This window comes from Pseudoclavibacter sp. Marseille-Q434, assembly GCF_050315415.1.
Lineage (GTDB): Bacteria > Actinomycetota > Actinomycetes > Actinomycetales > Microbacteriaceae > Pseudoclavibacter.
Window position 1 is genome coordinate 252690 of sequence record NZ_JBNPQH010000003.1, and the last position, 22480, is coordinate 275169.

14 protein-coding genes are annotated in these 22480 nt (G+C 69.0%); 5 read left to right on the top strand and 9 right to left on the bottom strand.

Annotated elements, in window-relative coordinates:
• Positions 1-91: 91 nt before the first annotated feature.
• Genes ligA through mnmA form a run of 3 tightly spaced genes read right to left on the bottom strand, consistent with a single transcriptional unit; the run spans position 92 to position 4136 of the window.
• Positions 92-2470: an NAD-dependent DNA ligase LigA gene (gene ligA, locus ACQFZP_RS13415; RefSeq protein ID WP_211891662.1), complete on the bottom strand. Its 2379-nt coding sequence runs from the start codon at positions 2468-2470 to the stop codon at positions 92-94.
• Positions 2467-2943: a hypothetical protein gene (locus ACQFZP_RS13420; RefSeq protein ID WP_211891663.1), complete on the bottom strand. Its 477-nt coding sequence runs from the start codon at positions 2941-2943 to the stop codon at positions 2467-2469. The genes ligA and ACQFZP_RS13420 overlap by 4 nt, the downstream gene beginning before the upstream one ends.
• Positions 2940-4136 (bottom strand): tRNA 2-thiouridine(34) synthase MnmA, encoded by a 1197-nt coding sequence (gene mnmA / locus ACQFZP_RS13425; RefSeq protein ID WP_258068056.1) that lies wholly within the window; start codon positions 4134-4136, stop codon positions 2940-2942. Before mnmA ends, ACQFZP_RS13420 begins: the two co-directional genes overlap by 4 nt.
• Positions 4137-4247: 111 nt before the next feature.
• On the opposite strand from mnmA, the gene ACQFZP_RS13430 reads away from it, so the two are divergent.
• Complete coding sequence (locus ACQFZP_RS13430; RefSeq protein ID WP_211891664.1) at positions 4248-5099, top strand: DUF2690 domain-containing protein; 852 nt, start codon at positions 4248-4250, stop codon at positions 5097-5099.
• A gap of 32 nt (positions 5100-5131) precedes the next feature.
• On the opposite strand, the gene ACQFZP_RS13435 is transcribed toward ACQFZP_RS13430, so the two are convergent.
• Entirely contained in the window at positions 5132-6766 is a 1635-nt protein-coding gene (locus ACQFZP_RS13435) for an MDR family MFS transporter (protein ID WP_211891665.1), read from the bottom strand.
• The gene (locus ACQFZP_RS13440) at positions 6763-7377 is read right to left on the bottom strand and encodes a TetR family transcriptional regulator (protein WP_104311360.1); all 615 of its coding nucleotides are present in this window, start codon (positions 7375-7377) and stop codon (positions 6763-6765) included. Before ACQFZP_RS13440 ends, ACQFZP_RS13435 begins: the two co-directional genes overlap by 4 nt.
• Positions 7378-7453: 76 nt before the next feature.
• On the opposite strand from ACQFZP_RS13440, the gene ACQFZP_RS13445 reads away from it, so the two are divergent.
• Positions 7454-8722 (top strand): CynX/NimT family MFS transporter, encoded by a 1269-nt coding sequence (locus ACQFZP_RS13445; protein ID WP_211891666.1) that lies wholly within the window; start codon positions 7454-7456, stop codon positions 8720-8722.
• Positions 8723-8747: 25 nt separating this feature from the next.
• Here ACQFZP_RS13445 and ACQFZP_RS13450 read toward each other — a convergent pair whose 3' ends face one another.
• Together ACQFZP_RS13450 and ACQFZP_RS13455 are read right to left on the bottom strand one after the other, a co-directional pair.
• Positions 8748-10619 (bottom strand): ABC transporter ATP-binding protein, encoded by a 1872-nt coding sequence (locus ACQFZP_RS13450; protein ID WP_211891804.1) that lies wholly within the window; start codon positions 10617-10619, stop codon positions 8748-8750.
• 86 nt (positions 10620-10705) lie between these two features.
• On the bottom strand, positions 10706-11917 hold the full coding sequence (locus ACQFZP_RS13455; RefSeq protein WP_211891667.1) for a cysteine desulfurase family protein: 1212 nt from the start codon (positions 11915-11917) through the stop codon (positions 10706-10708).
• A gap of 137 nt (positions 11918-12054) precedes the next feature.
• On the opposite strand from ACQFZP_RS13455, the gene glgX reads away from it, so the two are divergent.
• From glgX to glgB, 3 genes are all read left to right on the top strand, one after another.
• Complete coding sequence (gene glgX, locus ACQFZP_RS13460; RefSeq protein WP_249312496.1) at positions 12055-14187, top strand: glycogen debranching protein GlgX; 2133 nt, start codon at positions 12055-12057, stop codon at positions 14185-14187.
• An 81-nt stretch (positions 14188-14268) separates the two neighbouring features.
• Positions 14269-16548: an alpha-1,4-glucan--maltose-1-phosphate maltosyltransferase gene (locus ACQFZP_RS13465; RefSeq protein WP_307852844.1), complete on the top strand. Its 2280-nt coding sequence runs from the start codon at positions 14269-14271 to the stop codon at positions 16546-16548.
• Positions 16549-16605: 57 nt separating this feature from the next.
• A complete protein-coding gene (gene glgB / locus ACQFZP_RS13470) occupies positions 16606-18810 on the top strand; it encodes a 1,4-alpha-glucan branching protein GlgB (protein WP_211891668.1) in 2205 nt (734 codons plus the stop codon).
• 77 nt (positions 18811-18887) lie between these two features.
• Here the strand turns inward: glgB and ACQFZP_RS13475 are convergent, their stop codons facing one another.
• Both ACQFZP_RS13475 and ACQFZP_RS13480 read right to left on the bottom strand, forming a co-directional pair.
• Positions 18888-19868 carry a tetratricopeptide repeat protein gene (locus tag ACQFZP_RS13475; RefSeq protein ID WP_211891669.1) on the bottom strand — a complete coding sequence of 327 codons (981 nt, stop codon included), beginning with the start codon at positions 19866-19868 and terminating at the stop codon, positions 18888-18890.
• Complete coding sequence (locus tag ACQFZP_RS13480) at positions 19861-22266, bottom strand: hypothetical protein (RefSeq protein ID WP_211891670.1); 2406 nt, start codon at positions 22264-22266, stop codon at positions 19861-19863. The genes ACQFZP_RS13475 and ACQFZP_RS13480 overlap by 8 nt, the downstream gene beginning before the upstream one ends.
• Between the last annotated feature and the right edge of the window lie 214 nt (positions 22267-22480).

The following is a 22480-nucleotide window of genomic DNA, read 5'->3' on the forward strand; positions in this document are numbered from 1 at the left end:
GGCGAGCCGATGCCACGGCCTGCACACTGTAGCCGAGCGACCGGGCCGCAGCCTCGGAGTCCGCTCCTGGTCGTCGGACCCTGCGGGTCCCTCATTCTGCTTCTGCTCGCAGGTGCTCCACTGCGCTCGGCCCGCCCTCGAGCAGCAGGCGGAAGCCGTCGGCATCGAGGATCGGGATGCCGAGCTCCTCCGCCTTCGTCAGCTTCGAGCCGGCACCGGGGCCCGCCGCCACGAAGTCCGTCTTCTTGGAAACGCTCCCCGCGGCCTTCCCGCCCGCCGCGATGATCGCCTCCTTCGCGCCGTCGCGCGTGAACCCCTCGAGGGTTCCGGTCGCGACGACGCTCAGGCCGGAGAGCGGACCATCCGCGCTCGTCATCGCGCCGGGTCCGGGGTGGTTCGGAGTCGCGAAGCGAACGCCCGCCGCCCGCCAGGCGTCGATGATCTCCCGGTGCCAGTCTTCCGCGAGCCACTCGACGATCGCGTCGGCGATCGTCGGCCCCACGCCTTCAACCTGTGCCAGCTCCTCGGCGGGCGCCGCCTCGATGGCGTCGAGCGAACCGAACCAGTCAGCCAGCGCGCGCGCAGCGACAGGACCGACGTGGCGGATGTTCAGCGACACGAGCTGACGCCACAGGTCTTTGGTCTTGGCGACTTCGAGCTGCTCGAGGAGCGTCGTCGCCTGCTTCGACGGCTCCACGAGCCGGAAGTCCTTCTTGATGCCGGCCTTGCGTCGCTCCGCCGGCGTCATGTCCTCAGAGCCTGGCGGGTACACCAGAGAGACCTTCTGGAACGGGGCGCGTCGTACGAGCTCGCCCGTCTCCTCGTCGGTCTTGGGCTCACCGGTCTCGGAGTCGCGGACGACGACCTCGATGGGCACGATCTCCTCGAGCGTGAGCGCGAAGAGCCGCGCCTCGGTCTCGAGTGGTGGCTGCTCTGGCACGGTCGGCTGGGTCAGCGCGGCAGCGGTGACCTCGCCGAGCGCATCCACATCGAGTCCTCCGCGCGAGCCGATGTGCTCGACGCGACCACGAACCTGGGCGGGGCACGACCGGGCGTTCGGGCAGCGCAGATCGACGTCGCCCTCCTTCATGGGCCGAAGCGGCGTGCCGCATTCCGGGCAGTCGGTCGGCATCACGAAGTCGCGCACGTCGTCGCCGCGCAGCTCGAGCACCGGGCCGAGAACCTCGGGGATCACATCTCCCGCCTTGCGCAGCACGACGGTGTCGCCGATCTTCACGCCCTTGACGCGAACCACATCCTGGTTGTGGAGAGTGGCCATGCGCACCACGCTGCCCGCGACCTTGACGGGCGCCATGATCGCGAACGGCGTCACTCGCCCGGTGCGGCCGACGCTGGCCGCGATGTCGAGGAGCTTCGTGTGCACTTCTTCGGGAGGGTACTTGAAGGCGATGGCCCAGCGTGGGGCGCGGCTCGTCATGCCGAGCTCGTCGTGCAGGTCGAGCTCGTCCACCTTCACGACGATGCCGTCGAGCTCGTGCTCGACGGAGTGGCGTTCCGCGCCGTAGTGCTCGACGAACTCCACGACGTCGTCGACGGATGCGGCGACCTTCGCGTACGGGGTGACGGGCAGGCCCCAGCTCGCCAGCAGCTCGTAGACCTGGCTCTGCGACTCGACGGGCGGCGACGGCCAGGCACCGATGCCGTGCACGTACATCTGCAACGAGTGGAGCCGCAGCTCGCCGGCCTCTCGCTCGAGCCCGCTCTTCTTCTCGAGCTGCTGCCGCAGCCCGCCGCTCGCCGCGTTGCGCGGGTTGGCGAAGTCCGGGAATCGCTTGGTCGCTCGTGCCAGCTCGGCGTCCTCGTCGAACTCGCCTCGCGTCGCCTCCGAGCGCGCTTCCCACCTGGCCCGGTACTCCTCGACGGCGCGGGGCCGCAGTGAGGCCTGGAACTCGTTGAGCTCCCTGAACGCGGCGACGGGGATGAACACCTCGCCGCGCACCTCGACGATCGGCGGATGCCCCTCGCCCGCGAGCGCAGCCGGGATGCCGTCGATCTGCAGTGCGTTCTGGGTCACCTCCTCGCCCGTGCGGCCGTCGCCACGGGTCGCCGCGGTCACGAGCTTGCCGTGCTCGTAGCGCAGCGCGATGGCGAGCCCGTCGATCTTCAGCTCGGTGAGCCATTCGATGTGTCGGCCCGCGGACGCCTCCGTCTTGGCGCACCACTCGCGCAGCTCGTCGACCGAGAAGACGTTGTCGAGCGAGAGCATGCGCTCAGCGTGCTCGATGGGCCGCAGGCCGTCCGCGACGCCGCCGCCGACGGTCTGCGTCGGCGAATCCTGCGACTGCAGCTCGGGATGCTCACGCTCGAGCTGGTCCAGCTCACGGACAAGGCCGTCGTACTCGGCGTCGGAGACGAGCTGCGCGTCGCGCTCGTAGTAGGCCGCCTGGTAGCCGGAGACGAGTTCCCGCAGCTCCTCGACGCGGACTCGCGCGTCGTCGAACGTCGTCATGCCGACGCCCCGGAACGCGAGTTGAGCGTCGCCATCGCCGCTTTGCGGCTCACATTCAGCAGCCATTCGTTCTTGGCGGCCAGACGTTTCGTCGCGCGCTTCTCGCTCGTCGTCTCGAGGTAGCTCTGCACGATGCCCACCACCGCGATCAGCCCGGCGAACACAGCGAAGACGATCTGCCAGGTCGGCTCGAGCTGCATGAGGAAGTTCGAGGCGAGGAACACGGTACCGCCGATGAGGAACCAGAGCACCAGGGCGAGGATCCAGTCCTTCGCGCCGAACTTCCGAGCCTCGAGGGTGCAGCGTCTGGCGAGCTGCAGCGCGGGAGCTGCGAAGTGCGCGTCGTAGTCAGCGCGCCACCGATCGGGGTCGGACAGGTTCCTGTACTGCGCCGCCCAGCGCTCGGCGCGGTCGGTGAGCAGATCCATCGCCTCGCCGTCCTTGAGCGGGCCACCCTCGGTCTTCTTGCTCATGCCGCCTCCTGCTCATCTGCGCTGCGTGTCTCGGCAGAACCCGCCGCTGTCTCACCGGTCTGCACGGCGCTCACTGTGCGGTCGATCGTGAACTGGCCGAGCACGCGCGTGCCGACGTAGACGACTGCCGTCTGGCCCGGCGCGACGCCGACGAGGGGCTCATCCACGCTGACACTCCACTCGACGCCAGGGATGGTCGCGTCGTCGCGGGTACTCTCAGCGCTGGCGTGAATCCGCGCGGTTGCGGGCACCGGGTCGGCGTGTGCACGGATCTGCACGTCGCAGCGGAACTCGCCGTCGGTCTCCGACTTCGCGGCCCCCGTCCAGCTCATACGCTGGCCCGCGATCTCGGCGATCCTCAGCGCTTCCTTCGGCCCGACAACGACCTCGTTGGTCTTCGGACGGATCTCGAGCACGAACCGAGGCTTGCCGTCGGGAGCTGGCACGCCGAGGCGGAGCCCCTTGCGCTGACCGACCGTGTAGGCCGTCGCACCGTCGTGCTCGCCGAGCGTCGTGCCTGCACTGTCGACCACCTGGCCAGTCGCGGTGCCGATGCGATCGCCGAGCCATCCCCTGGTGTCGCCATCCGGGATGAAGCAGATGTCGTGCGAGTCGGGCTTCTGCGCGACGCTGATGCCGCGCTCGGCCGCTTCGGCTCGGATCAGGTCCTTCGACGGGGTGTCTCCGAGCGGGAAGTAGCAGTGCTCCAGCTGCTGCTGCGTGAGCACGCCGAGCACGTACGACTGGTCCTTGGCCCAGGCGCTCGCCCGGTGCAGCTCGACCAGCCCGTCCGGCCCCGTCTCCAGCGTCGCGTAGTGGCCCGTGCAGACGGCGTCGAACCCGAGGTCGATGGCCTTCTCGAGCAGGGCCGCGAACTTGATCTTCTCGTTGCAGCGCATGCAGGGGTTCGGCGTGCGACCCGCGCTGTACTCGGCGATGAAGTCGTCGACCACGTCGAGCTTGAACCGCTCGGAGAAGTCCCAGACGTAGAACGGGATGCCGAGGAGGTCGGCGGCGCGGCGCGCATCCATCGAGTCCTCGATGGTGCAGCACCCGCGCGAACCTGTGCGGAGGGTGCCGGGCATTCGGGAGAGCGCGAGGTGCACGCCGATCACTTCGTGCCCTGCCTCGACGGCTCGGGCTGCTGCGACGGCGGAATCGACCCCGCCGCTCATGGCGGCTAGAACTTTCACCGGATAAGTGTACGTCGGGCCTCCGACAACCCCTCTGGGGAGATGCGTGGCTCTGGTAATTTGACCATGTCCATCGCCGACGAGCGAAGATGCTCACGAGGGAGGCAGCGCGTGAGCGACATCCGAGATTCCCCCGCCCGGTTCGCGTCCGATCTCCAATCGCTTCGCGAAGAGGCCGGCAGGCCCACCATCATGCGGCTCGCGGAGACGGCCGGGATCTCGAAGAGCGTGGTCGGAGACGCCCTTGGCGGTCAGCGACTGCCGACGGCGAAGACCGTGGAGCGTCTGGTCACGGCACTGGGCGCCGATCCGGCCCCCTGGCTCGAGCGTCGCAGCGAGCTCGTCTCCCCGCCGAGCGTCCAGGTCGTGCCCGTGGCCCCCGAGCAGACGGCGGGCGGACCCACGCTCGTGAGGCCAGACACCACGGAGGGGAGCGCGGACGCACCGTCGCCTGGTCCTGAGGCGCCGGTGCCCCTGCCGCCTCCCATCACGAAGCGCAGACTGCTGACCACGGCAGCAGCCGCCGCTCTCATGTCCGCAGCCGTGACAAGCGGGATCTGGTTCGGCGTCGGCCAGCTGCAGACTGCGGATGACCCGTACGCCGGGATCTCCGACGGACTGGACCCCATGCAGACGGTCTGCCGTGACGACGCGGTGGTCGCAGCCAGCGAGATGCGGGAGCGCGAGACGCAGGTGCAGCTGATGTACTCGACGAGCTGCAAGGCCGTCTGGGGCCGGGTCACGAGGTACGACGGAGCGGCGGCGGGAAACGAGCTCACGATGTCGGTGTACCCCGCCGTCGACCGCGACTCTGAGCGCGGCCAGTCGGTCTCGGCCTACGACGTGCAGTCCGTGTACACGACGCTCGGCATCAGCCCGCAGACCAGCGAGCGCTGGTGCGGGCTCGCGACGATGACGGCGGACGGGCAGACGATCGACCTCGGGCCGGAGCTCTGCATCTAATAAGGCACCGAGAGCCCGGCCCCGGAGCCGATTCAGCCGACGTGCGTCGCCGAGGTGGTCGCCGCCGGCTCCTTGCCAGTCGCCAGTGGCTTCTCCTTGAGGAACGACAGGGCGACGATGGAGATGACCGTCAGCGGCACGAGCGCGAGGAAGATCGGGATGAGCGCCTCGTTGTACGAGCCCACGATGATGGCGCGCAGCTGGTCGGGCAGCTGGGCGATCGCAGCGGGCGTGAACGAGCTCGCGCCGTCTTCGGGCGCGGCACCGGCTGGCAGCCGGTCCGCCACCATCTGCGTCAGGCGAGCGGCGAAGACGGAGCCGACGACCGCGGAGCCCAGGGTCGCGCCGACCTGCCGGAAGTAGTTGTTGGCGGCGGTCGCTGTTCCCACGATCCTCGCCGGGAACGAGTTCTGCACGATGAGGGTGAGCAGCTGCATGCTGCCGCCCAGACCGACGCCCATGATGCCGAGAGCGACGCAGATCATCCACACGGGGCTGTCGACGGTGACGAACGACAGCACGACGAGGCCCACGCCGAGCACGGCGGCGCCCGCGATCGGCACCCACTTGTACCGACCTGTGCGCGACACGTACTGCCCGCTCAGGATGGAGGTGATGAGCAACGCGCCCATCATGGGAGTCATGAGCAGACCGGACACGGTCGGACCGGAGCCCGTCACCATCTGCAGGTACGTGGGCATGTAGCCGAGCGTGCCGAACATGATGACGCCGGTTGCGAGGCTGGCGATCGTGGTCAGGATGAAGTTGCGGTCCTTGAACATGCCGAGCGGCATGATCGGGTTCGCGGCGCTGCGCTCGACGAAGACGAAGCCGGCAGCGGAGACCACCGCGAGCGCGGCGAGCAGCAGGATCGTCGGCGAGGTCCACTCGTACTGCGACCCACCCCACGTGCCGACGAGGACAAGCGCGGTCGTCGCGAGTGAGATGAGCGCCATGCCGCCGACGTCGATGCGCGTGCGCTCCTGGGCGGGGCGCTTCGGCAGCCTGAGCAGGAAGATGGTCGCGAGGAGCGCGAGCGCGCCGAGGGGCAGGTTGATCCAGAACACCCAGCGCCATCCAGGGCCCTCGGTGAACCAGCCGCCGAGCAGCGGGCCTGCGACGGACGAGAATGCGAAGACCGCGCCCATGACGCCCATGTACTTGCCGCGTTCACGAGCCGGGACGACGTCCGCGATGGCCGCCTGAGAGAGGATCATGAGGCCGCCGCCACCGAGTCCCTGCACGATGCGCGCGCCGATGAGCAGCTCGATGGAGGGGGCAAGGCCGCCCAGCACGGAACCCGCGATGAAGAGGCCGATCGCGATGAGCAGCAGCGGCTTGCGGCCGAAGAGGTCGGAGAGGTTCCCGTAGACCGGCATCATGACCGTCGAGGCCAGGATGAAGGAGGTCACGACCCAGCTCATGTGCTCGACACCGTGCAGCTCGCCGACGATGGTCGGCATGGCGCTCGAGAGCACCGTGTTGTTGAGCGACGCCATGAGCATCGTGACCATGAGCCCCAGGAAGAGCGGCACGATGCTGCGTCGGTGCGCACCGGCTGCGCCCGCCCCCGTCGTGGCAGGCCGCGCCTCGGCGCTGGTTCGGGCTTCTGCGCCGGGGGCGGCGTCGACGCGAACCTGCGAATCGATGCTGGGGGGAGTCGTCATAGGGCTTCTGAGATCGCTTTCCGGAAGATGTCGATGGAGTGGTTGATGGCGGCTTCCCGGTCGGCCAGGACGCCTTGGGGGTCGTTCCTGCTCGTGAAGCGCAGGATGGTCGCGGCGAGCGAGAGGAGTGCCTTCGCGGACTCGATGCCGTCCGGGAGGGACTCCGTGGAACTGTCGCCGCCCTGCTCGGTCAGGATCGAGAGGACGATGTCCTCTGCCGCGCTGATGTGGCGCCTGAGCCGCTCCTCGAGCACGGGGTGCTGGTCGGCGAGCGTGCGTCGGCGGGGGAAGTCGTCGTGGTCGGGAATCGCGGAGTCGAGGACGGCGAGCATGAGTCGCATGGTGCGGCCGAAGGAATCGCTCTCGCCTTCCCGGAAGTCGTCGAGTGCGCCTTCTGGGAGTGTGGGCGCCTGCATGCCGAGCACCGCGTCCTCTTTGCTCGGGAAGTAGTTGAAGAAGGTCCTGCGCGAGACGCCTGCGCGCTCGCTGATGGCGTCGATCGTCGTCTCGTCGAGGCCGCGCTCGATCGTCAGGTCGGCGGCGGCGTCGTGGATGGCATGCCAGCAGTCGATGCGGTTGCGTTCGCGGAGGGAGAGAGCAGGGTTCGACACCCCTCAACAATATGCATGAGTGCAAACTTTCACAAGTGCAAGATTCCTGGGGGCCTGCTGAGTACAGTTGCACCTCGTGTCATCTCTCCCCTCCCAGCACCCTTCGGAAAGCGCCCGGTCACCGTGGATCTGGACGGCCATCGCCGTCCTCGCACTTGTCCTCCTCGCTCTGAACCTGCGGACGGCCGTCACCAACGCCTCATCGATCTTCGACCTCATCTCGGTCGACCTCCCACTCGAGGGGGCGACCACCGGCGTGCTGACGATGCTGCCCCCGGTCGCCTTCGCGATCGCGGGCCTCATCACTCCGTGGCTCCTGAGACGGGTCCGCCTCGAGCTGCTCATCGTCATCGCGCTCGCCGCGATCATCGCCGGGCACCTCCTCCGCGGAGCCGCTCCGAACCTGCCGACGCTGCTCGGCGGCAGCGGCATCGCCCTGCTCGGCATGGGAATCGGCAACATCCTCCTGCCACCGGTGGTCGTCACCTACTTCCGGTCCCGCATCCCAGTCATGACCTCGACCTACGCGATCGTCGTGGCGCTCGGCACGATGCTGCCGCCCCTCGTCGCGGCCCCCGTCGCCCTGGCCAGCGGATGGCGGACCTCGCTGTCCATGTGGGCCATCGTCGCGGCTTCCGCCGCCGTGCCGTGGGTCGTGCTCCTCGTGCGCGCACAGGTTCGCGCGGCCCGCGGCCACGTCGCCCCCACGACCGGGGCCGTGACGCTGCCCGACGGCACGCGCGCCAAGCCCGCCAGGTCCATCTGGCGCTCGAAGCGAGCCTGGGCGCTCGCGACGACCTTCGCCATCTCATCGATGAACGCCTACTGCTGCTTCGGGTGGCTGCCCACGATCCTGCAGGAGCGGGCAGGCGCCGACACTGTCGCGGCGGCCGGCTACCTCTCGCTGTTCGCCGCCATGGGCATCCCGCTCTCCCTCGCCACACCGCTCGTCATCAAGCACCTCGGGACGACGTGGCCGCTCATCACCTCGGCTGCCGGCTTCGCGTTCGGCTACTCAGGCCTCATCTTCGCCCCGACCGCGGCCCCCGTCCTCTGGGTCGTGCTCATCGGGTTCGGGCAGCTCATCTTCCCGATCTGCCTCACGCTCATCGGCCTCCGTGCGGCTGGCCAACGGGGCTCGGCGATCCTCAGCGGGTTCGTCCAGCTCGTCGGGTACGCCCTCGCGGCGCTCGCCCCGCTCACGGTCGGAGTGCTCGCGACGGCAACCGGCAACTGGTCGATCTCGCTGGGGCTCCTGGCCGTGCTCACGCTCGGCGTCATCCCGCTCGCCCCGGCGCTCGCCGGCACATGGAAGATCGAGGACGAGATCCAGCTGGCTCGCTAGACGAGCGCCGCCGCGTCAGCGCGACTCAGGTCTCGAGCTCAGGCTGGACATCGGTTCGCTGTTCCTCGTGGAGCGCCGCGTAGAGGCCTCCCCTCGCCATGAGCTCGGCGTGGTTCCCGCGCTCGACGATGCGGCCTTCGTCGATGACGCAGATGAGGTCGGCGTCCTTGACCGTCGAGAGGCGGTGCGCGATGGCCAGGACCGTGCGGCCCCGTGAGGCCTCGTCCAGGGCACGCTGCACGAACCGCTCAGACCGTGTGTCGAGCGCGCTCGTCGCCTCGTCGAGGACCAGCACCGCAGGGTCCTTGAGCAGGACCCTGGCGATGGCCACGCGCTGCTTCTCACCACCGGAGAGTCGGTAGCCTCGCTCCCCCACGAGGGTCTCGTAGCCGTCGGGGAACTTCGAGATCGTCTCGTGGATGTTGGCCTGCCTGCAGGCTTCCTCAATCTCGGCCTGGGTGGCGTCCGGCTTCGCGAAGCGCAGGTTCTCGGCGATGGATGCGTGGAACAGGTAGCTCTCCTGGCTCACGATGCCCGTGTTCGCGATGAGCGCGTCGTGGTCGAGGTCGCGCACGTCGGTGCCCGCGAAGCGCACGGCGCCGGACGAGACCTCGTAGAGCCGGGGCACGAGGTAGCCGATGGTCGTCTTCCCTGCGCCGCTCGGCCCGACGAACGCGACGAACTCCCCCTGGCGAACCGTGAAGGTCACGTCGTCGAGCGTGGGGGCCGAGTCGACCTCCGCGTCCGGGTACCGGAACGAGACGTGCTCGAACTCGACCTCGCCGAGCTTCGACTCGTCGAGCGCGACGGGCGACGGCGACGGCGTGATGGCAGGTCTCATGTCGAGATACTCGAAGATGCGCGCGAACAGGGCCTTCGACGTCTGCACCTCGAGGCCGATGCGCATGAGCCCGATGAGCGGCATCGTGAGCCTGGTCTGCACCGTCGTGAACGCAACGATCGCGCCCGCCGTGAGATCGACGCCGCCGGTGATGAGATACGCGCCGACGATGTAGACAGCCGCGGGCACGAGGGAGAACACGATGGACACGAAGGCGAAGAACGTCTGCCCGCTCATCGTCTGCTTCACCTGCAGCCCGATCTGCCGGACGTTCTCCGCGCGGTACCGCTGTCCTTCCGCCTCCTCGCGTCCGAACGACTTCGCGAGCAGGATGCCGGAGACGCTCAGCGATTCCTGCGTGATCGCGGTCATCTCGGAGAGCGACTCCTGCGTCTTCGTCGCGATGCGGGCGCGCACCTGGCCGACCCTTCGCTGCGCCCAGACGAGGGCTGGCATGAGGACGAACGCGATGATGGTCAGCTGCCAGGAGAGCAGCGCCATGGCGACGACCGCCGCGAGGACGGTCACGATGTTGCCGACGACACTCGTGATCATCGACTGCAGCGTCGACGCCACTCCGCCGACGTCGTTCTGGAGGCGGGACTGGATGACCCCGGTCTTCGTGCGCGTGAAGAACGCGAGCTCCATGCGCTGCAGGTGATCGAAGAGGCGCACTCGCAGGTCGCCCATGACGGAGTTGCCGACACTGGCGGTGAAGTAGGTCTGCACGACCCCGAGCGCGCTCGAGGCGACCCAGAGCACCGCCATGAGACCGACGATCTTCCACAGCTCGCCGATGTTCGGCCCGGTGCCGCCCGGCGGGAAGAGGCCGACGTCGAACGCCTGCTCGGTCAGCAGCGGGGGCAGCACCGAGATAGCCGCGGTGATGAGCACCAGCACGAGCGCGATCGCGATCTTCCCTCGGTAGGGCGCGAACAGGCGAAGCACGCGCTGCCAGAGGTCGTCGATCTGCGGGGCCTGCTCGTTCGCGGCACGGATCACCGACTCGTCCCGAACACGGCCCCCGGCGGGCGGTCCGCCTCCTGCACCTCGCATCGTCATGGCGTCAGCGTAGGCGCATCCGCCGACACTTCGACACGTGTCGGGGCGGATGCGCTGCAGGCGCACACCGCGCCAGGACGCTACACGCTCCGGTCGGAGAACCCAGCCGTGCGCGCCTGCTCCACGATCCTCGGGAGGACGTCGAGGAGCGAGGCGATGTCATCGTCGCCGGTCGACGCGCCCAGGGTGAAGCGCAGTGCGCTCAGCGCCGTTCGCTCGTCCAGACCCATGCCGAGCAGGACATGGGATGGCTCGGCGATGCCCGCCTGGCAGGCAGAGCCGGTGGAGACGGAGAACCCGGCCATGTCGAGGAGGAAGAGGAGGGAGTCACCCTGGCAGCCGTCGAACGTGACGTGCACGTTGCCAGGCACCCGTGCCCGCACCTCGTCGCCCGCGTCGTGGAGCACGCCGTCGAGCGCGGCGCCGCGCAGCTCGGCTCCCGGGATCCTGGCGAGGCCGTCCGCCAGACGGCGCGCGAGGGCGTCCAGGCGGGCGCCCTCCGTGTCCATTCGCGACATCGCCGCATCCGTCGCAGCTGCGAACGCGAGCGCGGCGGGCACGTCCTGGGTGCCAGAGCGCACGCCCCGCTGCTGCCCGCCCCCGTGGATGAGCGCCTCGACGGTGTGGGCGCGCGCGAGCGCAAGCGCGCCCATGGCCACCGGCCCGCCGATCTTGTGCGCCGAGACGCTGAGCGCGGCGACGTCGAGATCCCGCAGCGAGACCGGGATGTGCCCGAAGGCGGCGACGGCGTCGACGTGCACTGGGATCCCGTGCTCGGCCGCCAGCGCGGCGAGCGAGCGGACCGGCTGCACGGAGCCGACCTCGTTGTTGGCGAGGATGACCGTGATGAGCGCCACCTCGTTCGCGTGCTCCCGCATCCGCTGCTCGGCGACCTCGAGGTCGACGACGCCGGCCTCGTCGACCGGCAGCCAGTCGACCACCGCCCCCTCATGGGCGGCGAGCCATTCGACGGCGTCGACGGTCGCGTGGTGCTCGCCTCGAGGTGCCAGGACTCGGACACGAGCCGCGTCCTGCTGCCGCCTCGCCCAGTACAGGCCCTTGACGCCGAGGTTGATGGCCTCGGTGCCACCAGACGTCAGGACCACCTCGATCGGGTCGGCTCCGAGCGCCGCGGCAACGCGCTCCCGCGCCCCTTCGAGCAGCCGCTTGGCGGCCTGCCCGTGGCCATGAATCGACGACGGATTCCCCGTCAGGTCCAAGCCGGCAAGGAGCGCTTCCCGCGCCTCGCGCACCATCGGGGTCGTCGCGGCATGGTCGAGGTAAACGGCCATTACACTCCCCGCCCTGCCCTGGATACGGGCACTCTCGACATAGACTTGCGCGATCCGTGCGCACCAGAGCGCGCACGCACACGGTCCGTGCAGCCGCCATGCGGCGCCGACCATTCAATTCGAACAGTTTAGGCCTCATGCTCGACTCACAGACCCGCTCCGACCTCGGCGTCACCCACCATCAGGGGATCGCGCGCCTCCGCGTGTTCTCGGCGCACGCATCCGCGATGACCCTCTGCCTCATCGATGCCGACGGCACCGTCACACGAACCGTCGACATGGCCAGCATGCCGGGAGGCATCTGGCAGGCCGAGTGCGCCGAGCTCGTGAACGGCCAGCGCTACGCGGTGCGCGCAGACGGGCCGACGACCGGCACCAGCGCCTTCGACAAGCACCGGCTGCTCGTCGAGCCGTACGCCAGGCAGGTCTCGAATGTCGGCACCGTCGCCGTGCCCATCTGGACGGCGCAGGTCGTCGAGTCGGAGCCGTTCGACTGGGGAACCGTGCGCGCGCCCCTGCTGCCGCTGCGCGACGTCGTCGTCTACGAGGCGCACGTCAAGGGGTTCACGCAGCTCGCCCCGCACATGCCGGAGCACCTCCGCGGCAGCTACGCTGGCCTCGCGCACGAGGACACGATCGCCTACCTGCAGTCCGTCGGCATCACGGCCGTCGAGCTGCTGCCCGTCCACGCGTTCGCCTCCGAGTCGTTCCTGCGACGCCAGGGGATGGCGAACTACTGGGGCTACAACACGCTCGGCTTCTTCGCCCCGCACGCCGACTACGCCTCCCCAGGCGCCCGCGCCGCCGGCCCGCACGCCATCGCCCGCGAGTTCAAGGGCATGGTCAAGCACTTGCACGCCGCCGGCATCGAGGTCTACCTCGACGTCGTCTACAACCACACGTCCGAAGGCGGCCGCGGCGACGAGACATCCATGTTCCGGGGCCTCGACAACGCCACCTACTACCGTCACGACATGCACGGCAACCCCGTCGACCAGACCGGATGCGGCAACTCCCTCGACACGTCCGAGGCCATCGTGCGCGAGCTCATCATCGACTCGCTCCGCTACTGGGTCGAGGAGTTCCGCATCGACGGCTTCCGCTTCGACCTCGCGGCGACGCTCGGACGCAACGCGCACCACGCCTTCGAACGCCACCACCCGCTGCTCGAAGCCATCGTCAGCGACGAGCGCCTCTCGGACACCAAGCTCATCGCCGAGCCGTGGGACGTCGGCATGGGCGGCTGGCAGACGGGCAACTTCCCGGAGGACTGGTCGGAGTGGAACGACAGCTTCCGCGACCACGCCCGCTCATTCTGGGTGCGCGACATCGCCGAGGCGCGCAGCTCCGGCGTCCATCCCGAGGGTGCGGGCGCCTTCAGCACGTCGCTCGCCGGCTCGTCCAACATGTTCAGCGACGAGCGGGGGCCGCTGGCCTCGGTGAACTTCGTCACCGCGCACGACGGCTTCACCCTGCGTGATCTCGTCTCCTACAACGTCAAGCACAACCTGCAGAACGCGGAACTCGGTCGCGACGGCACCGGCGACAACCGCTCGTGGAACTTCGGAGTGGAGGGGCCGAGCGACAGCAGCAGCATCGAGACGCTGCGCCGCCGCTCGATGCGCAACCTCCTGAGCACGGTCCTCTTGAGCGCGGGTGTCCCCATGCTCACGGCCGGCGACGAGGTCGCGAGGTCGCAGAAGGGGAACAACAATCCCTACAACCAGGACTCGCCGCTCACCTGGTTCTCCTGGGACCTCAGCGAGATCCAGCTCGCTCAGCTCGCGCACACGAGACGACTCATCGAGCTGCGGGGGAAGCACCAGGTGCTGCGCCCGAGCAGCTTCAACCACGGGCACGCGCTGAGCGAGCACGGGACGAGGCGACGGTGGTTCGACGCGCTCGGCAACCCCATGGGCGACGGCTCCTGGCAGGGACCCGGCGGCCGCACCCTGCAAGTGCTGCTCGACGCCTACATCCCCGAGGCAGACGCCGACTTCACGGGTGACGCGGTGCTCGTCGACGGCGAGCGGATGCTCGTCGACCGGCTTCTCCTCGTCATCCACGGCAGCGAGGACGACGCGGCGCTGCGGGCACCCGCCGTCGACCAGGTCACGGGCTACCATCTGCTCTGGGATTCGACGCACGAGCACCCAGATGAGGCGCTCAGCTCGAGCCGCGTGCTCGTACCAGGACAGCTCACCGGCCTCGCGGGGCCCTCGGTGCAGGTGTACGCGGTGGATGTGGAGCACGCGCACCACCACATCTGATCGGACACCGTGCGGGACGTCGTTCACATTCCGTGACACGCGGACAGCCCCGTTGAGGGTGGGTGTTGGTAGCGTTCGGTTGTGGCAACGACACCAGCGTCAGAAGACCAGATTCCACCGAGCCGCCCGCGTCGGGCGACCGCCAAGCGAGTGAGCGCCTCGCCGAAGGCAGCTCCGGCTCCAGAGGCGACACCGGCGACGAGCGAGTCAGCCCCGGCGACCAGCCAGCAAGCGCCGGTCGTGCAGGCTCCAGCCAAGGTGACGCGCGCGCGCAAGCCGAAGGCGTCGGCGGCGAAGCCCGCGGCCGCAGCCGCCGTCGCGACGGCGCTCCCGTCGACGGGCGACCAGTTCCCCGGCTCCGGGTACGTGCCAGCGATCGGGCGCATCCCGATCCTTGACCTGCAGCCGCAGCTCGTCGACAACCTCTTCCCCACGAAGGGATACGTCGGAGACGTCGTCCCGTTCTCCTGCGTCTCCTTCCGCGAGGGGCACGACATCATCGGCGTCGAGCTCGTGCTGACCGCACCTGGCGCACAGCCGGAGCGCATCCGCATGCAGCCTGGCCCCAAGGGCACCGACTCCTGGCTTGCCGAGGCCCAGGTCACGGTGGCGGGCACCCACGAGTGGTGGATCGAGGCCTGGAACGACGACTTCGCGACCTGGCAGCACAACGCGGAGATCAAGATCCCAGCCGGCATCGACGTCGATGTGATGCTCGAGCTCGGTGCGCAGGTCGTCGACCGCGCTGCCACCAACCCCGAGCTCACCAGCCATCAGAGCGCCGTGCTGCGGGATGCGGCGACCGCGTCGCGCTTCACGTCGCGTTCCGCGTCCTTCCGTCTCGCGTCCCTCCTCGCCGACGACGTGCTCGAGGTCATCGAGGCGCACCCCGTGCGCTCCCTCGTGACGAGCTCCGCCAAGCGCAGCATCCAGGTCGACCGCGCCCTCGCCGGGAACGCGGCCTGGTACGAGTTCTTCCCGCGCTCGGAAGGGGCGACGCAGGCGGCGGACGGCAGCTGGACCTCCGGCACCTTCCGAACCGCAGCCGAGCGGGTCCCCGCAGTCGCGGCCATGAACTTCGATGTGCTCTACGTGCCCCCGATCCACCCGATCGGCCGCACCAATCGCAAGGGCCCCAACAACTCGCTCACGACAGAACCCGGCGACCCCGGCTCGCCGTGGGCCATCGGTGCCGCAGAGGGCGGGCACCGCGACATCCACCCCGACCTCGGCACGGTCGAGGACTTCCGCTACTTCGTCAGCGAGATCGAGAAGAACGGCATGGAGCTCGCCCTCGACCTCGCGCTGCAGGCCACGCCTGACCACCCCTGGGTCGCCGAGCACCCGGACTGGTTCACGCAGCTGCCGGACGGCAGCATCGCCTACGCAGAGAACCCACCCAAGAAGTACCAGGACATCTACCCGATCAACTTCGACGGAGACCGCAACGGACTCTACGCCGAGGTCCTCGAGACGGTCGAGTACTGGATCGAGCTCGGGGTCAAGATCTTCCGCGTCGACAACCCGCACACGAAGCCGCTGCAGTTCTGGGAGTGGCTCATCCACGAGGTGAACGCCAAGCACCCGGAGGTCATCTTCCTGGCCGAGGCATTCACCCGCCCCGCCATCATGCACGCGCTCGCGAAGGCCGGATTCCAGCAGTCTTACACCTACTTCACCTGGCGCAACACGAAGCAGGAACTCGAGGAGTACCTCACCGAGGTCTCGAAGGAGTCGAGCGACTTCCTTCGCCCGAACTTCTTCGTCAACACTCCGGACATCCTCACCGAGTACCTGCAGCAGGGTGGGCGGAACGCAGCCAAGATCCGCGCCATCGTCGCCGCCACCTCCTCGCCGCTGTGGGGCGTCTACGCCGGGTTCGAGCTCGCCGAGAACGTGGCACGTCCGGGCTCGGAAGAGAACATCGACAACGAGAAGTACGAGTACAAGCAGCGCGACTGGGCCGCCCAGGAGGCGAGCGGCTACTCGCTCGCCCCGCTCCTGACGAAGCTCAACGAGCTGCGGCGCGCCAACCCGGCACTGCAGCAGCTGCGAAACTTCGAAGTGCAGTTCAGCGACAACGAGAACGTGCTCGTCTTCTCCAAGCACCTGCCGGCCGAGTACTCCCCAGACGGCGTCTCCAACACGGTCATCGTCGCGGTGAACCTCAATCACTCCGGCATCGAGGAGGCGACGGTCTACATCGACCAGACCAAGTTCGGCTTCGCCGCCGACACGGAATTCGGCGTGGAAGACCTCCTCAGCGGGCACGAGTGGATCTGGGGCGGCGCGAACTACGTGCGCCTCGACCCCTCCACCCTCCCCGCGCACATCCTGCGCGTCAGGCACTCGGCACTCTGACCCGTCGTTCGGCCGCGCCGCGAGGCGCGGCCGAACGATCTCGAGAACGGAAACACCATGACCGACGAACTCCAGCCAGCGGCCCCAGTGACGACCAGCATTCCCGATGGTGAGCTGCGCGCAGTCGCCGACGGCACGCACTCGGGACCACACGCGATCCTCGGGCAGCATCTGCAGGGAGACGGGCGCACGGTCATCCGCGCGCGACGCCCCCTCGCCGATCGTGTGACAGCGATCCTCACCTCGAGCGGCGAACGGGTCGAGCTGCGCCACCTCGCCCACGGCATCTGGCAGGGCGCACACGAGCACGGCCTCGACGACTATCAGCTCGAGACGGTCTACACGGACGGCGTCCCCCACACGGTCGACGACCCGTACCGGTTCCTCCCCGTCGTCGGTGAGGTCGACCAGTTCCTCTTCGGCGAGGGCCGCCACGAGCGGCTCTGGCACGTGTTCGGTGCCCACCACCGCGAGCACTGGGGCACCCACGCACCGGTGTCTGGCACCTCGTTCGTCGTGTGGGCACCGCACGCCCAGGCAGTCCGGGTCATCGGCTCCTTCAACGGCTGGGACGGCCGAGCGCACGCGATGCGACGCCTCGATGCCCTCGGCATCTGGGAGCTCTTCGTGCCGGGCGTCTCGCCGCACGAGACCTACAAGTTCCAGATCCGCACCGCGTCGGGCGAATGGGTGGAGAAAGCAGACCCGCTCGCGCTGCACGCCGAGCAGCCACCGCAGACCGCATCCGTCATCGCGACCCCCAGCACGTACGAGTGGGGCGACGACGACTGGATGAGCGCGCGGGCGCAGAAGGACCCGCACACGGGTCCCATGACCACGTATGAGCTCCACGCGATGTCCTGGCGGCCGGGCCTCGGGTACCGGGAGCTCGCCGACCAGCTCGTCGAGTACCTCGATGGCCTCGAGTTCACGCACGTCGAGTTCATGCCGCTCGCCGAGCACCCCTTCGGCGGCTCGTGGGGCTACCAGGTCACCGGCTACTACGCGCCCACGTCGCGCCTCGGCTCGCCAGACGACCTGCGGTACCTCATCGACCGGCTGCACCAGGCCGGCTACGGCGTCATCATGGACTGGGTGCCCGGGCACTTCCCCAAGGACAGCTTCGGCCTCGCGGAGTTCGACGGGCAGGCGCTCTACGAGCACGCCGACCCGCGCCTGGGCGAGCAGCTGGACTGGGGCACCAAGGTGTTCAACTTCGGCGACTCCCAGGTGCGCAACTTCCTCGTCGCCAACGCGCTCTACTGGCTCGAGGAGTTCCACATCGACGGTCTCCGGGTCGACGCCGTGGCCTCGATCCTGTACCTCGACTACTCGCGCGAGGAGTGGGTGCCGAACATCCACGGCGGACGCGAGAACCTCGAGGCCATCGCCTTCCTCCAGGAGGTCAACGCCACCGCCTACAAGCTGTACCCGGGCATCGCGATGATCGCGGAGGAGTCGACGAGCTGGGCCGGGGTGACCAAGCCGACCGAGTGGGGCGGCCTGGGCTTCGGGCTCAAGTGGAACATGGGCTGGATGAACGACAGCCTCCGCTACGTGGAGCGCGACCCGATCTACCGCTCGCACCATCAGGGCGACCTGACCTTCTCGTTCGTGTACGCCTGGAGCGAGCGGTTCCTGCTCCCCATCAGCCACGACGAGGTCGTCCACGGCAAGGGCTCCCTGTACTCCAAGATGCCGGGTGACGAATGGCAGAAGCTCGCGGGCACGCGGCTCTTCCTCGCCTACCAGTGGGGACATCCGGGCAAGCAGCTCCTCTTCATGGGCCAGGAGTTCGCGCAGCAGACGGAGTGGAGCGAGTCCCGCGGCCTCGACTGGTGGCAGCTCGACAACCCGGGCCACGCAGGCGTGCAGCGGCTCGTGGGCGACCTCAACCGGCTCGCGAAGAACGAAGGCGCGCTGTGGCAGCGCGACGACGACCCTTCCGGGATGGTGTGGTTGAGCGGTGACGACGCGGCCAACAGCGTGCTCGCATTCGCTCGCCGTGGCCACGATGGCACCCCCGACGTCGCGATGGTCTTCAACTTCTCCAACCAGGTCATCAGCGGCTACCGTCTCGGCCTGCCGCACGCCGGCCGCTGGTCCGAGGTGCTCAACACCGACGCCGAGACCTACGCGGGATCGGGTGCAGGCAACTACGGCTCCGTCACGACCGAGGAGACCCCGTCGCACGGGTTCGCGCAGTCGGCGGCCGTCACCGTGCCGCCGCTCGCCGCGGTCTGGTTCAAGTACGAGGGCTGATCGGCCCGCACGCAGCAACGACGAGGCCCGGATGCGATCTGATCGCATCCGGGCCTCGTCGTCGTCGCACCGCGACGTCAGAACAGCAGGTTCGTGAGCCTTGCACGTGCCGCGCCGACGCGCGGGTCGGCGACACCGACGACCAGGAACAGGTCGAGGAGGCGCTCGCGAACGGCCGTCTTGCCCTCGGCGCCGAGCTTCGGGAACAGCGTGAGGAGGCGATCGAACGCGTCGTCGATGTGGCCACCGGACAGGTCGAGGTCGGCGACGTCCAGCTGCGCGTCGAGCTCGTCCGGCGCGGCTGCCGCGCGCTGCCGGATCTCCTCGAGGGTCTTGCCCTGGAGGCGCACGAGGAGCTGGACCTGCGCGAGACCCGCTCGAGCCTCGTCGTCGGCGGGGCGCTCAGCGAGTGCGCGCTCGTAGGCGTCAACCGCGGCCGCGTAGTCTCCGCGCTCGAGCGCTTCGAAGGCCTCCGCGTGCAGCGGCGGCAGCGGCGGGGCGGCAGGCTCCTGCGCCTCCGCGTCGTCCTGGGGCGTCCCATCCACGGCGACATGGCCGGTCAGGCCCTGCTGGGCTGCGACCTGCAGGATCTCGCCGACGATCTGGGTGATCTGCTCCTCAGGCGGGTTGCCGGAGAACAGCTGCAGCGGGCGACCGCCGATGATGGCGATGACCTGCGGCTGCTGACCGAGCTGCGGGTGAGCATCCAGGTCGACGCGCACGAGCACGACCCGACCTTCTGCCCCGCGGACGATGTTGGCGAGCACCGGCGAGAGCGCCTGCGCATCGCTGGACCAGGCCGCGTGCATCTCGACGATGACGGGCAGGAACTGCGAGAGCTGCATGAACTGCTCGAGCGTCTGCTCGTCGGCGTCGACCACGACATCCGGCAGGGTCGCAACGGGCTCTCCGGCGGCGGGTGCGGCGGCCTGGCCTGGTGCCCCGCCTGCCGGGGTTTGCGGGGCCTGGCCGGCCGGGGTGCTCGCGCGCTGCACGAGCGAGGAGAGATCGACTGCTCCGTAGAGACTTGCTGGGTTGAGCGGTGGGGTTTCAGCCATAGGTAACCTCGTTCGCGTTGAGCTGGCGTGCGCCGGTCATGGTGTTGGCGAAGCCGAGCAATTGGATTGCGCCGCCTGTCGCTTCAGACGGCACGTAGAACATGAGCTGGTTCGTGTAGAGGGTCTCGAATCCCAGCGACGACGAGCTGGCGCCTGCGAGGGCCGCGGTGCGCCCCTGCACGCTGAGGGTCGCGAGCTGGGTACGCGCGCTCAGCTTCTCGACCTCCTCGATCGAGACGGCGACGATCGCTCCGCCGTCGAGCGTCTGCACGCCGAAGGGCGGGTCGTCGGTCTGCCGCGTCTGGAACTCGATGCGTGCGGCGTTCGCGTCGATCTCGCCGGAGACCGCCGCCCGAGCCTCGGAGATCTGCGTGCGCAGCGAGTCGCCGTCGGGAGAGAACAACGCGGCGAACTGCGAGCCGTCGCCGTTGCTGATGACGTCCGCGTAGGCACCGGCGAGCTCTTCCGGTGCGATGACGAGCGGCTGCTCGAGTCCGTCGATGCCTGGGGCGCCGATCTCGGCCGGAGCGGCTTCCGGGAGCGTGACATCGGGGGTGAGCTGCACGATGGAGGCGACCTTGTAGGTGTCGCGGGCGCTCGACTGCGTCAGCATGATCCCGAACGGTGCCGTCGGGGTCTCTCCCCCGGCTTCGCGAACCACGAAGATCGACTTCGGCCACGAGTCTGACGCCTGCGGGACGGCGTAGACGACCTCGCCCGTGGGGAACGCGACGGGCCCAGGGAGGGCGTTGTCGGCCGCCTTCGCCTGGTACTCGGCTGCTCGCTCCTGGTAGGCGGCCTGCGTGAAGCGCGGCTTCAGCCCGTCCGGGTTGTTCGCAGCGTCGCCCTCCTGGGCGAGGCGCGCAGCATCGTCGAGAATCTCGGCGAGCTGCTGCGAGTTGACGGCCGGGAGGGCTTCGCCCTCGGTGAGCAGCGCCTGGTCGATGGATGAGGTCGGGGTCGGAGTCGTCGGTGCGCTCGTGGATCCGCCGAACTGCTCCGGCCAGAAGTCGGCCGAGCATCCGGTGAGTGCGATCGACCCGACGAGCAGCACCGGGATGAGCCTGAAGAGGCGCTTCGGGGCCTGGCTGCGGTCCCGCCCGCGGGGCCGGCGCCACTGCTGGGGCTCTGCGGCCGGCGTGCCAGCTGCAGGGGCCTCAGGGCTCGGCCCGGACGCGTCACCCGATGGCGGCTCTCCGGCATCCGAGGAGTCGTCGTCGCGCTCGTCCCCGTCATCCTTCGTGGAGGGCTCGGGTCGGTCCTCGTCCGTCGGCGCAGCCGCGGGTGCCGGTTCGGCGTGAGCGTCGGGCTGGGCGAGCGGAGCTGCGTCGACAGTTTCAGCTTCAGGTTCGGAGGACGTGGATGGGGCGCTCCAGCTGAACGGGTCGTCGACGGCCGCTGGCGTTCCCTCGGCCGCAGGTGCGGAGGCAGGAACGGGCGCTTCTGCGCTCGGAGCCCGGAACGAGGGGAAGGCCGGTGCGTCTGTCTGCCGCGAGTGCTCATCCGCAGCCGCGGGAGGGGCCCATGCGTGGACAGGCTGCTCGTCTGGTGCGCCTGCACGGGAGTTCACGTCCGCGGGCTCCGGCTGGGTGCCCTCGGAGAGCCTGACCGAGGCCGCGACCACGCCCTGCGATTGCTCGACCGGGTCCACATCCACGGCATCGAGTCCGTCGTCGGCGCTGGGAGCCGAACGCCCGAACGCGAACGCCGGTGTCGTGGCGGCCTCCCCAACCGCGGGAGCATCCGTCGAGGCCTCCGGTTCGAGCACGTCGTGAGTCTGGCGCTGGGGCTTGGAGCGGCGGCGCATGCTCAACAACGCCCAGAGCAGGAGACCGAGGGAGATCAGCAGGAGCATCCCACCGCCGAGCAGGAGCGGACCGGCCATGGGCGCGCGGCCGTCGAGCGGCCAGGAGATGGACACCTGGCTCGGCGCGGGCGACTCGCCGTCGGACTGGACGAGGAGCGCGAAGCCGACCGGCAGGGTCTGCTCCAGCTTGAGTTCACCATCACCCTCGTACTCCTGGAACCACAGGTCATTGCCGAGGATGTTCGGTGCCGTCGTCTCGTCAGCCGATGCCTCGCCCGGGGTGAAGACCAGCGCGCCGCTCGTGTCGTCGAGCGTGACGATCTCGTGCTGGGTCGTGCCGACCCAGCCAGCGATGTCAGCCTGACGACCGATCGCGACGCGGATGGGTCCGTCTCCGCTGATCGTGATGGACTGCGTCCCGGCGTGCTCGATGAGCGTGTCGCTCGGGATGACGAGCAACGGCGACTCCTGGGACACCGTTCCGGTCGCCACGACCGAGTCGGCAGCCCTCGCTTCCGTGACCTGCAGCCAGCCGACGACGAGCAGCGCCGCACTTCCGAGGAATGCGATCGCGGCTAGGATGAATCTCACTGAGTGACTCCTTCTCGAGTGATTGCGCCGTGCATCGTTTGTGCGCTCGACGTGCTCCTCTCGCGAGGGTGCCGTCGTCGTCCATGAGGTTCATGGCGACTCTCGACCCCTCAATCTAACGCACCATGCCCGCGCTTCCCCTGGAATACGCCGGTGTCGGCCGGGAAAAGGGCCAAAGTCGGGTCTCGCGGAGAGCGAACCCCGAACTTTTCAT